The organism is Pseudomonas sp. F-14 TE3482 (assembly GCF_053629455.1).
On sequence record NZ_JBRJII010000001.1, the window covers coordinates 2743479 to 2757263 of the forward strand.

The 13785-nt window shown below is 59.0% G+C and carries 14 protein-coding genes; 8 read left to right on the forward strand and 6 right to left on the reverse strand.

What is annotated here, in order from left to right; translation table 11 throughout:
• Positions 1–15: 15 nt before the first annotated feature.
• The 3 genes from AB7M26_RS12360 to AB7M26_RS12370 all read left to right on the forward strand — a co-directional run bounded on the left by AB7M26_RS12360 (position 16) and on the right by AB7M26_RS12370 (position 1815).
• Entirely contained in the window at positions 16–678 is a 663-nt protein-coding gene (locus AB7M26_RS12360) for a LysE family translocator (protein ID WP_123501444.1), read from the forward strand.
• 66 nt (positions 679–744) lie between these two features.
• Positions 745–1230: a GyrI-like domain-containing protein gene (locus tag AB7M26_RS12365; protein ID WP_123501443.1), complete on the forward strand. Its 486-nt coding sequence runs from the start codon at positions 745–747 to the stop codon at positions 1228–1230.
• A gap of 96 nt (positions 1231–1326) precedes the next feature.
• Positions 1327–1815 (forward strand): GNAT family N-acetyltransferase, encoded by a 489-nt coding sequence (locus AB7M26_RS12370; RefSeq protein WP_123501442.1) that lies wholly within the window; start codon positions 1327–1329, stop codon positions 1813–1815.
• Positions 1816–1860: 45 nt separating this feature from the next.
• Here AB7M26_RS12370 and AB7M26_RS12375 read toward each other — a convergent pair whose 3' ends face one another.
• From AB7M26_RS12375 to AB7M26_RS12390, 4 genes are all read right to left on the reverse strand, one after another.
• Complete coding sequence (locus AB7M26_RS12375) at positions 1861–3693, reverse strand: ABC transporter ATP-binding protein (RefSeq protein ID WP_123501440.1); 1833 nt, start codon at positions 3691–3693, stop codon at positions 1861–1863.
• 93 nt (positions 3694–3786) lie between these two features.
• A complete protein-coding gene (locus AB7M26_RS12380) occupies positions 3787–4344 on the reverse strand; it encodes a peptidylprolyl isomerase A (RefSeq protein ID WP_007902463.1) in 558 nt (185 codons plus the stop codon).
• A gap of 3 nt (positions 4345–4347) precedes the next feature.
• Complete coding sequence (locus tag AB7M26_RS12385; RefSeq protein WP_123501439.1) at positions 4348–5151, reverse strand: alpha/beta fold hydrolase; 804 nt, start codon at positions 5149–5151, stop codon at positions 4348–4350.
• Between the two features lie 14 nt (positions 5152–5165).
• Positions 5166–6089, reverse strand: coding sequence for a LysR family transcriptional regulator (locus AB7M26_RS12390; protein ID WP_008069097.1), 924 nt, complete (start codon positions 6087–6089; stop codon positions 5166–5168).
• Positions 6090–6138: 49 nt separating this feature from the next.
• On the opposite strand from AB7M26_RS12390, the gene AB7M26_RS12395 reads away from it, so the two are divergent.
• The 3 genes from AB7M26_RS12395 to AB7M26_RS12405 all read left to right on the forward strand — a co-directional run bounded on the left by AB7M26_RS12395 (position 6139) and on the right by AB7M26_RS12405 (position 8426).
• Positions 6139–6468, forward strand: a complete 330-nt coding sequence (locus AB7M26_RS12395) for a 3-phosphoglycerate kinase (protein WP_123501438.1) — start codon at positions 6139–6141, stop codon at positions 6466–6468.
• A 151-nt stretch (positions 6469–6619) separates the two neighbouring features.
• Positions 6620–7219 carry an FMN-dependent NADH-azoreductase gene (locus tag AB7M26_RS12400; RefSeq protein WP_123501437.1) on the forward strand — a complete coding sequence of 200 codons (600 nt, stop codon included), beginning with the start codon at positions 6620–6622 and terminating at the stop codon, positions 7217–7219.
• Between the two features lie 340 nt (positions 7220–7559).
• Positions 7560–8426 carry a carboxylate/amino acid/amine transporter gene (locus AB7M26_RS12405; RefSeq protein ID WP_123501436.1) on the forward strand — a complete coding sequence of 289 codons (867 nt, stop codon included), beginning with the start codon at positions 7560–7562 and terminating at the stop codon, positions 8424–8426.
• A 102-nt stretch (positions 8427–8528) separates the two neighbouring features.
• On the opposite strand, the gene AB7M26_RS12410 is transcribed toward AB7M26_RS12405, so the two are convergent.
• Positions 8529–9827 (reverse strand): mechanosensitive ion channel family protein, encoded by a 1299-nt coding sequence (locus AB7M26_RS12410; RefSeq protein WP_123501435.1) that lies wholly within the window; start codon positions 9825–9827, stop codon positions 8529–8531.
• A gap of 193 nt (positions 9828–10020) precedes the next feature.
• On the opposite strand from AB7M26_RS12410, the gene AB7M26_RS12415 reads away from it, so the two are divergent.
• Entirely contained in the window at positions 10021–11367 is a 1347-nt protein-coding gene (locus AB7M26_RS12415) for a DEAD/DEAH box helicase (RefSeq protein WP_008153197.1), read from the forward strand.
• A 136-nt stretch (positions 11368–11503) separates the two neighbouring features.
• Here AB7M26_RS12415 and AB7M26_RS12420 read toward each other — a convergent pair whose 3' ends face one another.
• A complete protein-coding gene (locus tag AB7M26_RS12420; protein ID WP_429384503.1) occupies positions 11504–11779 on the reverse strand; it encodes a hypothetical protein in 276 nt (91 codons plus the stop codon).
• A 288-nt stretch (positions 11780–12067) separates the two neighbouring features.
• Here AB7M26_RS12420 and AB7M26_RS12425 point away from each other — a divergent pair, with 288 nt between their 5' ends.
• Positions 12068–13774 carry a ShlB/FhaC/HecB family hemolysin secretion/activation protein gene (locus AB7M26_RS12425; RefSeq protein ID WP_429378371.1) on the forward strand — a complete coding sequence of 569 codons (1707 nt, stop codon included), beginning with the start codon at positions 12068–12070 and terminating at the stop codon, positions 13772–13774.
• Positions 13775–13785: the final 11 nt, after the last annotated feature.

Sequence of the window (13785 nt, forward strand, 5' to 3'; positions counted from 1 at the left end):
GAAGGAAATCGGTTGATGGAATTTACCAGCGGCTTTTTGCTGAGCCTTTCGCTGTGCCTGGACATCGGTGTGGCCAATATCGCAATGATCACGTTGGCGATGCAGCGCGGCTATTTCCAAGGCTTTGCGCTGGGACTGGGGACGTGTGTCGGCGACCTGATTTACGCCGTGCTGGCCCTGGCTGGCATGACCGTTTTGCTGCAATACGAAACCGTGCGCTGGATGCTTTGGATCGGCGGGTCGGCGCTGCTGCTGTATTTCGCGGCGAAGATGATTTATTCGGCGATCCACCATGAAGCGCTGTTGGCGCAGACCGCTGAAGTCGGTCACAACTCCCACCGCAAGGAGTTCTTTCGCGGGATTTTCCTCGCCATGTCGTCCCCCAGCGCCATTCTCTGGTTCGCCGCGGTAGGCGGAACACTGATCGCCCGTTCCGGTGGTGGTGGCGCGGTCAGCTCGGCGCTGTTTCTTGGCGGTTTCTTGTGCGCCGGTGTGCTCTGGTGTGTGGGTCTGTGCTTCGCTGCGAGCCACGGTGGCAAATTGCTCGGGGACAAACTACTGCGTTATTCCTACATGGCATCGGCAGCGATCTTCTGCTATTTCGCGGTCTACGTGATCCTATCGGGTTACAACGAGTTCATCGGTCCGGGCGCCCTCGAACAGTTGCACGCACTGTAACTGGGCGAATCAGGTTTGGCTTCTATACTCCCAGCCGAACCCACCTTTTGTACCAGGAGTTGAGTCATGGATGAGCAAACAAGCGCCGAGAAGGTCGAGCCACGCTTTGAAAACGGGCACTTCATGCTCATAGCGGGGCTTGGCGGACGATTTACGGCGGAGACAACCAAAGCGATCCCCGACCTATGGGAGAAATTCATTCCCGAGATGGGCAAAATTCCCGGTCAGAAAAGCGAAGTAACCTACGGCATCTGCTGCAATCCGGATGGCAAGGGTGGTTTCGAGTACATCGCCGGTGTCGAAATCAGCAAGCTCGACGACCTGCCCGAGAAGTACCGCTGGATCGAAGTTCAGCCTCAGAAGTATGCAGTCTTCGAACACAAGGGCTCTCTGGATGCCTTGCCCCAGACCTTTCAATACATCTGGAAAACCTGGCTGCCGAAGTCCGGTCATGAAGCGGCGGACGCTCCGGAGTTCGAACGCTACAGCGACGATTTCAACCCCAAGCTCAATACCGGCGTGCTGGAAATCTGGCTGCCTCTCAAGGCGTAATGAGCGGGTCGAGCGGCGGATCGGTGATTCGCCTCTCGATGTCGTATTGATGCTGATTTATGATCCCAACCTTTCCCACGCCGATTCCGAGCTGCCATGAACACCGTCATCCGCCACGTCAGCCCCGCTGACCTGGACCGTTGCTATGCCATCGAAACCGTTGCCTACGAAGGCGATGAAGCCGCTACCCGCGAGAAAATCGCCACCCGCATTGCCACTTGGCCCGAGGGCTTCATCGTTGCTGAAGTGAATGGCGTTGTCGCCGGTTTCATCAATTCCGGTGCGGCATTTCAGGTGGAGATGTCGGACGAAGCGTTCAAGGAACTGATCGGCCACGACCCGGCCGGCCCGCACGTGGTGATCATGTCGGTGGTGGTGCATCCGGACTATCAGGGGCAGGGGCTGGCGAAACGCTTGATGAGTGAGTTTATCCAGCGCATGCGTGCACTGAACAAGTCCAGCATCAACTTGATGTGCAAAGAGCGGCACATTGCGCTCTATGCCGGGTTTGGTTTTGCCTACATCAAGCCCTCGGCGTCCGACCATGGCGGGATGGCGTGGCATGAGATGGTGTTGACGCTGTAACCAGGGCCGGCCCAGATTCAGCATGGGCCGGTTTGATCATAATACTCAATCGATCCCGACAAACCCGCCGGTCTGGTGCTGCCACAACCGTGCATACAAACCGCCATGGGCCAGCAGTTCGGCGTGGCTGCCGGTTTCGGCGATCTTGCCGTTTTCCAGCACCACCAAGCGGTCCATTCGCGCGATGGTCGAGAGGCGGTGGGCAATGGCGATCACGGTCTTGCCCTGCATCAGGGTTTCGAGGCTTTCCTGGATCGCTGCTTCGACTTCCGAGTCCAGTGCCGAGGTGGCTTCGTCCATGATCAGGATCGGCGCGTCCTTGAGCAGCACCCGGGCGATGGCAATCCGCTGACGCTGACCGCCGGAGAGCTTCACGCCACGTTCACCGACATGAGCATCGAAACCGGTGCGACCTTCAGAGTCCGACAGCAACGGGATGAACTCGTCGGCGCGAGCCTTGTGCACCGCTTCCCAGAGTTCGGCATCGGTGGCGTCGGGTTTGCCGTACAGCAAATTGTCGCGGATCGAACGGTGCAGCAGCGAAGTGTCCTGGGTGATCATGCCGATGCGTTCACGCAGGCTTTCCTGGCCGACTTCGGCGATGTTCTGGCCGTCGATGAGAATCCGCCCACCCTGCACGTCATAGAGGCGCAGCAGCAGATTGACCAACGTCGATTTGCCGGCACCGGACGGGCCGATCAAGCCGATTTTCTCGCCGGGTTTGATCGTCAGGTTGAGGTCGCTGATGATCCCGCTTTTCTTGCCGTAGTGAAAATCGACGTGATCGAAACGTACCTCGCCACGGGCCACCTTCAAAGGCTTGGCCTGCTCGCGGTCGGTGATGCTGACTGGCTGGGAAATGGTCTGCAAACCGTCCTGAACCATGCCGATGTTTTCGAAAATGCCCGTCACCACCCACATGATCCAGCCAGACATGTTGACGATGCGGATCACCAGACCCGTGGCCAAGGCAATTGCGCCCACTGAGATCAACGACTGCGTCCACAGCCACAGCGCGAGGCCGGTGGTGCTGACGATCAGCAGGCCGTTCATGCTAGTGATGGCCACGTCCATGCTGGTCACCACACGGCCAGCCAGTTGGGCTTTTTCGGTTTGTTCCTTGATCGCTTCGCGGGCGTATTGCTGTTCGAAGTTGGTGTGGGCGAACAGCTTCAGGGTGGTGATGTTGGTGTAGCCATCGACGATCCGTCCCATGAGTTTGGAGCGTGCATCGGAAGACACCACCGAGCGTTCCTTGACCCGTGGCACGAAGTAGTGGAGGGCGCCGATGAAGGCGGCGATCCAGGTCAGCAGCGGGATCATCAGGCGCCAGTCGGCTTCGGCGAACAGCACCAGTGAACTGATCGCGTAGATCAGCACATGCCATAGCGCGTCCACCGCTTGCACAGCCGAATCGCGTAACGAGTTGCCGGTCTGCATGATGCGTTGGGCGATGCGCCCGGCGAAGTCGTTCTGGAAGAAATTGAGGCTCTGTTTGAGCACGTAACTGTGGTTTTGCCAGCGGATCAGGCTGGTCAGGCTAGGGCTCAAGGTCTGGTGCACCAGCAAGTCATGCAAGCCGACGAATATCGGGCGCAGGATCAACGCCACCACCGCCATCCAGGCCAGTTCGATGCCGTGTTCCTTGAAAAAATCGACGTTGGGCGTGCCTTGGGCGAGGTCGATGATGCGGCTCAGATAGCTGAACAGCGCCACTTCGATCAGCGCGCCGAACAGGCCGACGATCAGCAGGACGGCGAAACTCGGCCAGACCTGCTTCAGGTAATAGGTATAGAAGGGGAGAACCCGATCCGGCGGAGCCGCCGTCGGTGCATCGCGGAAAATGTCGATCAGTTTTTCAAAACGACGATAAAGCATCAGTTCTCCGCCCGCGCACGGGCTCTCCTTTAAACGATATGAGCGGCGCCGGCAGAACCGGCGGCCGCTCAAGACTCCCTGTCCAGCTTACTCTCAGTCGATGCGCTTGGCCGACTTGATGAAGACCGGGTCGGCCGGCACGTCTTTCATGCCGCTTTTGGTGGTGGTCTGGGAGTTGACGATGACATCGACCACGTCCATCCCTTTAACGACTTTACCAAACACGGCATAGCCGTCGCCCTGGTCGAGGAAGTCGTTGTCTTTGACGTTGATGAAGAACTGGCTGGTGGCCGAATCCGGGACGGACGTACGAGCCATGGACAGCGTGCCACGCACGTTATGCAAGCCGTTTTTGGATTCGTTCTTGATCGGCGCCTTGGTTTCTTTTTGCTGCATTTGTTGAGTGAAGCCGCCGCCCTGGACCATGAAGCCAGGAATCACACGGTGAAAAATCGTGTTGTTGTAAAAGCCGCTGTCGACGTACTCAAGGAAGTTCTTGGTACTGATCGGCGCTTTGACCGGGTCCAGTTCGATTTCGATCTGGCCATTGGTGGTTTCCAGCAGCACGTGCGGCGCCTTGGCGGGCGTGGCGGCCATCAGGTTGGCGGCAAACAGAACGGAGCCGGCGACGAGGGCGATTTTTTTCAGCATAAGTCAGTGATCCTGAGTGGTGGTGTCGACTGCGGTGAGAAACTCGAGCAGCGTTTGGTTGAAGCGTTCCGGTTGATCCAGCGGGGTGGCATGGCGTGAGTCGGCGATCACCACCAGCCGCGCATCGGGTAGCAGTTTTACATAGGTTTCTTTCAGTGCGACCGGGGTGTAGTCACGGTCGGCGCTGACGATGAGGGTTGGACAGGAGACCTTGGAAAGTCGTTCCTGAACCCCCCAGCCGACAATGGCATCGAAGCTGGCGAGATAAGCACGTTTGTCGTTTTTTGCCCAGCGCGCCGCTATTTTTTGTCGTAACGAAGCTTGTTCGGGCTTGGGAAACAGCTTGGCACCCAAGGCCTTGCCGATGGTGCCCATGCTCAGCGCGCGCATCAGACTCCAGCGCTTGAACCACTGCCAGTAATCGTTGCGGCTGCGCCGTTTGACTTCGGGCGCGCTGTTGACGATGCACAGGCTCTTGAGCAGTTGCGGCTGGTCCACCGCCAGTTGGAAAGCGATCATGCCCCCCATCGAAAGCCCGACAAGATGCGCAGGGCCAAGATTCAAGTGTTCCATCAACGCAATCAGGTCGGCGCTGAACCCGGCGATGCTGTAGCGCTCGCGGGGTTTGTCGGAGCGCCCGTGGCCGCGCACATCCGGGACAATCACCCGATGATGGGCTGAGAGCGCCGGGATCTGCATTTCCCAGTCCAGGGTGCTGGATCCCAGCCCGTGAACCAGCAGCAACGGCGTGCCGTGGCCATATTCCTCATAGTGCAGGTTGCAACCTTCATGTTCGAAATAGGCCATGGGTACACTCCGTGTCAGGCTTGTTCAGGGGCGGCGAAGGGCGCATCCAGCGGCGCGGTATCGAAGGTGCGCAGCAGTTCGATGAGAATCTGCGTGGCCGGGCCCAAGGGTTTGTCCTTGTTTGAATACAGATAGAAGCTCGGGTTGCGGCTGCCACCCTGGTCCAACGGTAGCACTTTGAGCGTCCCTTCCTTGAGTTCGCGCTCGATCATGTGCCGAGGCAACCACGCGAAACCCAGGCCGCTGCTGACGAAGGTCGCGGCGGTGGCCAGGCTGCCGACGGTCCAGCGCTGCTCGGCGCCGAGCCAGCCGACGTCTCGTGGTTGCTGGCGGCCGGAGTCGCGGATCACCACTTGCATCTGGCTTTCCAGGTCCTGGAAGTTCAGTTCGCGGTTCAAGCGATGCAAGGAATGCTCGGGGTGGGCGACCGCGATAAATTCGACGTCGCTCAATTCCGCGCCCAGATAACCGGGAATACTGAACCCGGTGATGGCCAGATCGGCCACGCCTTCGAGCAACACTTCCTCGACACCCGACAACACTTCTTCGCGCAGACGCACCCGGCAGCCACGGCTTTGCGGCATGAACGCGGTCAGTGCGCGGACGAGGCGGGCGCTGGGGTAAGCGGCGTCGACCACCAGCCGCACTTCCGCTTCCCAGCCTTGCTCCATGTGATGGGCGAGGTCTTCCAGTTGGCTGGCCTGTTTCACCAGTTGTCGGGAGCGGCGCAACAACACGCCGCCGGCCTCGGTGAGCACCGCTTTGCGGCCGTCGATGCGCAACAGCGGCACGCCGAGCTGGTCCTGCATGCGCGCTACGGTGTAGCTGACCGACGATTGCGAACGGTGCAGCGCTTCGGCGGCCTGGGCGAAACCGCCGTGATCGACCACGGCTTGCAATGTTCGCCATTGATCAAGGGTCACGCGGGGCGCTTTCATGTTGAGCTCCTCTTGTCCTAAGCTGGCAGTCCCTATTGGAGGCTGCTGAATGAAAAAACTTTGTTGTGTGATGGCGGGTTGTGCGGCGTTGGCGCTGCTGCCGCTGACTGCGTTTGCCTATCCGATCGACGTTCAAAAGCAATTGAACGGCTTGAGCATCGACTACAACGCCTTTGATACAGATGCCGATATCGCCTCCATTCAGGTGAACAACTACGGCAGCACCGATGCGATCTGTAAGGTGGTTTTCAACAATGGTCCGGAAGCGCCGCGTAACCGCACAATCGAAGTGCCTGCCGGTAAACACAAAAACGCCACTGCCAAGTTCACCCGCACCATCATCAAGATGCGTATCAACCTGACCTGCACCCCGAAATGACATCGAGCGGAGCGGCCCGGCTGGGGCATGCTCTGCTTATAAACGAATTTATCGATGCTTTATAGCAGTTATTTGCGCTTTTTCATCGATATGGCTCTGTTTAACCTTCACTCCATCGACCTACAGCATTCTCAGATGGAGGCTACATCCCATGTCCCGCGTTCTGATCATCGAAAGCAGCGCCCGTCAGCAAGACTCGGTTTCCCGCCAGCTGACCCAGACCTTCATCAGCCAGTGGAAAGCCGCACATCCGGCCGACCAGATCACCGTCCGTGACCTGGCCACCACCCCGGTGCCACACCTGGACATCAACTTGCTGGGCGGTTGGATGAAGCCTGCCGAACAACGCAACGAGATCGAGCAGGCCTCGCTGGAACGCTCCAACCTGCTGACCGACGAGCTGCTGGCCGCCGACGTACTGGTAATGGCTGCGCCGATGTACAACTTCGCCATTCCGAGCACCCTCAAAGCCTGGCTCGACCACGTGCTGCGTGCCGGTGTGACCTTCAAGTACACCGAAACCGGCCCGCAAGGTTTGCTCAGCGGCAAGCGGGCTTATGTGCTGACTGCTCGTGGCGGCATCTACGCCGGCAGCACCGCCGATCACCAGGAACCGTACCTGCGCCAGGTCATGGCCTTCATCGGCATCCACGACGTCACGTTCATTCACGCCGAAGGCATGAACCTGGGCGGTGACTTCCAGGAGAAAGGCCTGAACCAGGCCAACGCCAAGCTTTCCCAGGTCGCCTGAGCCGTTAATCGCCAGATAATCGCTGGATGGTCTAGTGACCTGGCGCAACCCTTCAAGCCTGCACGCGCATCGAACCTCCCTTTGCACTTGTTGCTCCTGAGTGCTCTAGCCCGATTGAACGCATTAGCGAGATCGGGCTTTTTTTTGCCTGCGATTTAGTGAGCGCAACATAAACCTGTGTGGGCTTGCCCGCGATGACGGTGTGTCAGGCAGCATTGAAGTCGACTGATACACCGCCATCGCGGGCAAGCCCGCTCCCACAGGGTTTTGTGTATTGCCTGACTGTTCGCGATGAAGGGCAAAAAACGCTATCGTCGCCGCCATTCGAAATGAGGCGACCATGGGCTATCTACTTTTTGTCACGCTGATCCAGGCGTTTTCCTTCAGCTTGATCGGCGAATACCTGGCCGGGCACGTCGACAGTTACTTCGCGGTGCTGGTGCGGGTGTTGCTGGCGGGGCTGGTGTTCATTCCGCTGACGCGCTGGCGCTCGGTGGAACCGGCCTTCATGCGCGGCATGTTGCTGATCGGCGCGTTGCAGTTCGGCGTGACTTACGTTTGTTTGTATTTGAGCTTCCGGGTGCTGACGGTGCCGGAGGTGTTGCTGTTCACCATCCTCACACCTTTGCACGTGACCCTGATCGAAGATGCGCTGAACCGGCGCTTCAATCCGTGGGCCTTGATCGCGGCATTGGTGGCGGTACTCGGGGCGGCAGTGATTCGCTTTGACCGGATCAACCCGGATTTCTTCATGGGTTTCCTGCTGCTGCAACTCGCCAACTTCACCTACGCCGCCGGGCAGGTGCTCTACAAACACCTAGTGGCCCGCCATCCGAGCGATCTGCCGCATTATCGACGGTTCGGTTACTTCTATCTGGGCGCGTTGGCGGTGGCGTTGCCGGCGTTTCTGCTGTTCGGCAAACAGAACTTCCTGCCCGAAGCGCCGCTGCAATGGGGCGTGCTGCTGTTCCTCGGCCTGGTCTCGACCGCGCTGGGTTTGTACTGGTGGAACAAGGGCGCGTGCCTGGTGAACGGCGGGACGCTGGCGGTGATGAACAATTTGCATGTGCCGGTGGGGTTGCTGATCAACTTGCTGATCTGGAATCAGCATGAAGAGCTGGGGCGGTTGTTGTTTGGTGGGTCGGTGATTTTGATGGCGGTGTGGATTAGTCGGTTGGGTGTACGCCAATCAGTAACAGCACGCTGAACCTGTGGGAGCGGGCTTGCCCGCGATAGCGGAGTGTCAGGTACCAAATTCGTTGACTGATACTCCCTCATCGCAAGCCCGCTCCCACAGGGTTTTGTGGTGCTACATCAGGTGTTTTTCGGGCTCGGGAATGTGGCTCGCGCCGAGCACCGCCGGAAGCAACCCCGACCGCAAATCCCCGCCGCTCGGCTGCTGATAAAGGCTCAAGCCAAACTCCGGCAATACCGCCAGCAGGTAATCGAAAATATCCCCCTGAATCCGCTCGTAATCGGCCCACACGGTGGTGCGGGTGAAGCAGTAGATTTCCAGCGGGATACCCTGAGCGGTGGTCTGCATCTGGCGAACCATGCAGGTCATGTTCGGCTGGATTTCCGTGTGACTCTTCAGATAGGCCAGCGCATAGGCGCGAAAGGTGCCGATGTTGGTCATCCGTCGACGGTTGGCCGACATCGCTGCGACGTTGCCTTGAGCTGCGTTCCAGGCCTTGAGTTCGGCCTGTTTGCGGTTGATGTAGTCGGTCAGCAGATGCACCTGAGACAGCTTCAGCTCTTCGTCATCGCGAATGAACCGCACGCCGCTGGCGTCGATGAACAAGCTGCGCTTGATCCGGCGGCCACCGGACTGCTGCATGCCGCGCCAGTTCTTGAACGACTCGGACATCAGGCGCCAGGTCGGGATCGACACAATCGTCTTGTCGAAATTCTGCACCTTGACCGTGTGCAAGGTGATGTCCACCACGTCACCGTCGGCACCGACTTGTGGCATCTCGATCCAGTCGCCGACCCGCAGCATGTCGTTGCTGGTCAGTTGCACGCTGGCGACGAACGACAGCAGGGTGTCTTTGTAGACCAACAGAATCACCGCCGACATGGCGCCCAGACCCGACAGCAGCAACAGCGGCGAACGGTCGATCAGCGTCGCGACGATGATGATCGCGCCAAACACGAACAACACCATTTTCGCCAGTTGTACGTAGCCCTTGATCGAGCGGGTGCGGGCGTGTTCGGTGCGGGCATAGATGTCCAGCAGGGCATTGAGCAATGCGCTGACGGCCAGCACCAGGAACAGAATGGTGAACGACAGCGCCACATTGCCGAGGAAGTTAAGGGCGGTTTTGCTCAGCTCCGGCACCAGGTGCAGACCGAACTGGATCACCAGCGAGGGCGTCATCTGCGCCAGGCGATGAAACACTTTGTTGTGGCGAAAATCGGTGATCCAGTGCAACGACGGCTGGCGACCGAGGATTTTGGTCGCATGAAGAATGAGGTAACGCGCCACTCGTCCGAGCACCAGCGCCACCACCAGCAGCAACATCAGCGCGAGCGTGGAATGCAGGAGCGGGTGCTGATCGAGAGCACCCCAGAGGTCTTGGGCGTTGAGCCAGAGCTGTTTGATATCCATGGGTGAAAACGGTTCTTCTGTAGGACGCGACGGGGCGATTAGAGCATTTAAGACGTTCCGGATGACGTTTTGAGACAAAACAGGCAACAAAAAAACCACTGTTTGCAGCCGTTTGTATAAAGAAACTCGGCCTTCGCGCTCGAAACCGTTACCCTATGCAGCTGTTTTTTTGTATTTCTTCGAGGTAGCACCCGTGTTTTCCCAATTCGCCCTGCACGAACGCCTGCTCAAAGCCGTGGCCGAGCTTAAATTTGTCGAGCCAACGCCTGTGCAAGCAGCGGCTATTCCGCTGGCGCTCCAAGGGCGTGACCTGCGGGTGACGGCGCAAACCGGTAGCGGCAAAACCGCTGCATTCGTTTTGCCGATCCTCAACCGCTTGATCGGCCCGGCCAAAGTCCGCGTCAGCATCAAGACCCTGATCCTGCTGCCGACCCGCGAGCTGGCCCAGCAGACCATCAAGGAAGTCGAGCGCTTCGCTCAGTTCACCTTCATCAAGTCCGGCCTGATCACCGGCGGTGAAGACTTCAAGGTCCAGGCCGCCATGCTGCGCAAGGTGCCGGACATCCTGATCGGTACGCCGGGCCGGATGATCGAGCAACTGAACGCCGGTAACCTCGACCTCAAGGAAGTCGAAGTGCTGGTGCTCGACGAAGCCGACCGCATGCTCGACATGGGCTTTGCCGAAGACGTGCAGCGTCTGGTGGAAGAGTGCACCAACCGTCAACAGACCATGCTGTTCTCCGCCACCACCGGCGGTTCGGGCCTGCGCGAGATGGTCGCCAAGGTGCTGAACAACCCTGAACACTTGCAGCTGAACAACGTCAGCGATCTGAACGCCACCACTCGTCAACAGATCATCACCGCCGACCACAATCAGCACAAAGAACAGATCGTGAACTGGCTGCTGGCCAACGAGACCTATCAGAAGGCCATCGTGTTCACCAACACCCGGGCCATGGCCGACCGTATTTACGGCCGTCTGGTGGCGCAAGAATACAAAGCGTTCGTGCTGCACGGTGACAAGGACCAGAAAGACCGAAAACTGGCCATCGACCGTCTGAAGCAGGGCGGCGTGAAGATCCTCGTGGCCACCGACGTAGCCGCCCGTGGCCTCGACGTGGAAGGCCTGGACCTGGTGATCAACTTCGACATGCCGCGCAGCGGCGACGAATACGTTCACCGCATCGGTCGCACCGGTCGCGCCGGCAACGATGGCCTGGCCATCTCGCTGATCTGCCATGGCGACTGGAACCTGATGTCGAGCGTCGAGCGCTACCTCAAGCAGAGCTTCGAGCGCCGCACCATCAAGGAAGTCAAAGGCACCTACGGCGGACCGAAAAAGGTCAAGGCCTCGGGCAAAGCCGTAGGCGTGAAGAAGAAAAAGGTCGACGCCAAAGGCGACAAGAAGAAAACCGGCGCCAAGGCCCCGACCAAGCGCAAGATCGCCAACCGCCCGAAGACCGACGCCCTGTCGCTGGTCAGCAAGGACGGCATGGCGCCTTTGAAACGCCGCAAGCCGGAAGCGCCGGCTGCTGAGTAAAGCGCTGTAGCGTTCCCATAAAAAACCCGGACAGTGTCCGGGTTTTTTTACGTCAAAAAATCGCATCAGCTCTTACAGCTGCACGCTCAAACCCGTGTAGGAGCTGCCGAAGGCTGCGATCTTTTGATCTCGCCGTTCAGCTCTCGGCTTTCTTCTCCGCCGACTGCAACTCTTTGAGACGCTGATCGATCAACTGGCACTTATCCGGCAGATCCTTGCTGGCCGTCTCCAGGTCCATCTTCTGCAACTCATCATTGATCTCCTTGGCCTTGGCCGGGTTCTGCTCAGTGATCTTGGCGACTTCCTTGGCCAATTGTTCGCGCTTGGCGGTGGCTTCGTCGGGCGGGCAGGCCCAAACGGGGAGGGCGCAGGCTAGGGTGGCGGCAAGGGTGAGCGTCATTAAAGGTTTCATATCAGGGCCTTGGATTCCGTGTTGGGCGGTTAAACGGTTGAGGTCACTGATAGCTGAAAGTTCATCTGCCTGTAGGACGCGTCGCTCTTCGGAAATACCTCGTCAATTGCGGACGTTTTTCGACGGCTGCATCAAGAAATGTCCTGCATTCCTACCGGAAGCAGCTGATTTAGCTGTGCCCGTTCGTCGCCTAACCTACTCGAGTGGATCCATTATTTGACGCCAGAATGATGGCTCTCTAATATCGCGCCACTATTGCGCCATCACTCTCCATTCGAGGGAACGAACATGTACCCACCCGCCCTCGTGGCGAGGTTGTGCCTGGCTTTGCTGTGCCTTTCTCCGCTAAATCTTGCTCACGCCGCCCCCACCCCCGGTGAAACCGATCTGATCCGCGAACGTCAGGATCGCTTGCTCGAAGAGCAGCGTCGGCGTCTCGAAGAGCTCAAGGAATTACCCGGCAAGGAAGCCAAACCGACACCACCGACGGCCCCGGCCGACGCCCGTTGTTTCCCGATCAAGGACATCGAGCTCAAAGGCGCCGACAGTCTTTCGGACGGCGAAAAAAATCGCCTGCTCAAGCCTTATATCGGTCAGTGCCTGGGTGTCACGCAGCTCAACGAGTTGCTTAAAGTCATCACCGATCACTACATCGAGAAAGGCCTGGTCACCAGCCGAGCCTATTTGCCGCAGCAGGATTTGTCCGGTGGGTATTTGAAGGTGCTGGTGGTCGAGGGCAGGCTCGAAGGATTAAAGGGCGCGGAGGGCAGCAAGCTGTCGGACCGTGAACTGGGAATGGCTTTCCCCGGCAGGAGCGGTGAGCTGGTCAATCTGCGGGAAATCGAGCAGATGGTGGATCAGTTGAACCGCTTGCCGTCGAATCAGGCGCAGATGGAATTGTCGCCGGGCAAGAACGTTGGCGGCAGTGAAGTGTTGGTGAAGAACACGCCGCAGAAGCCTTGGCGTGCCGGTTTGTCGCGCAGTAATGACGGCCAGCGCAGCACCGGCGAGCAGCAGTGGGGCACGACGTTTGATTGGGACAGCCCGCTGGGTCTGGCCGATCAGTTGATGCTGCGCGGCGGTCACGATGCGATGACCGATCACCAGCACACCTCCAACAACGCGATGCTCAATTACAGCGTGCCGTGGGGCTGGTGGAATTTCAGTTACACCTACAGCCAGAGCGAGTACCGCTCGCAAGCGCAGGCCAACGGTTTCAATTTCAAGCAGACCGGCGACAGCGAAAACCATCAACTACGCGCCGAGCGGGTGATTCATCGCGACGCCCTGAGCAAGACCTCCCTCAGCACCGGCCTCTCGTACCTGCGCACCAACAACTTCATCGAAGACAGCAAACTCAAGCTGAGCAGCAACCGCATCAGCGAAGCGCAGTTCGGCATCAACCACGGTCGGCGGGTCGGCAGTGCCTTCGTCAACCTCGACCTGGGGATGCAGGAAGGCACCGGCGCGTTCGACGCTCAGGGCAACGGTCACCCGGGCCCCGGCGAGCCGGATGCGCGTTACCGCAAATACACCGCCACCGCGAGCTACTTGCAGCCGTTCAAGCTGTGGGGCGAGTCCTTCAGTTTCAGCAGCCTGATGACCGGCCAGCGCAGCGAAGACGTGCTGTTCAGCCCGCAGCGCACCAGCCTTGGCGGGCAGTCGTCGATCCGTGGCTACAAGGATCAATCCTTGTCCGGCGACAGCGGCGGCTACTGGCGCAACGACCTGCGCTGGAGCCGCCCGGTGACCCTGGAATGGCTGCACCCGGTGTTCGCCGAATACGGTACCAGCCTCGGTTACGACCAGGGCGTGATCCGTGGCGATCGCTACAACGGCGATCAGCACGGGCGCATGTCGAGCAACTCCGTGGAGCTGTTTGCCCGAGGTCAGCACCTGGCCGCCAGCGTGACCTTTGCCCATTCCCTGGAACGCCCTGACGTGCTGACCGAGCGTGAAGCGCCGATCTATTTCCGCGTGGATTTCTTCCTCTAAATTCTGCTTTA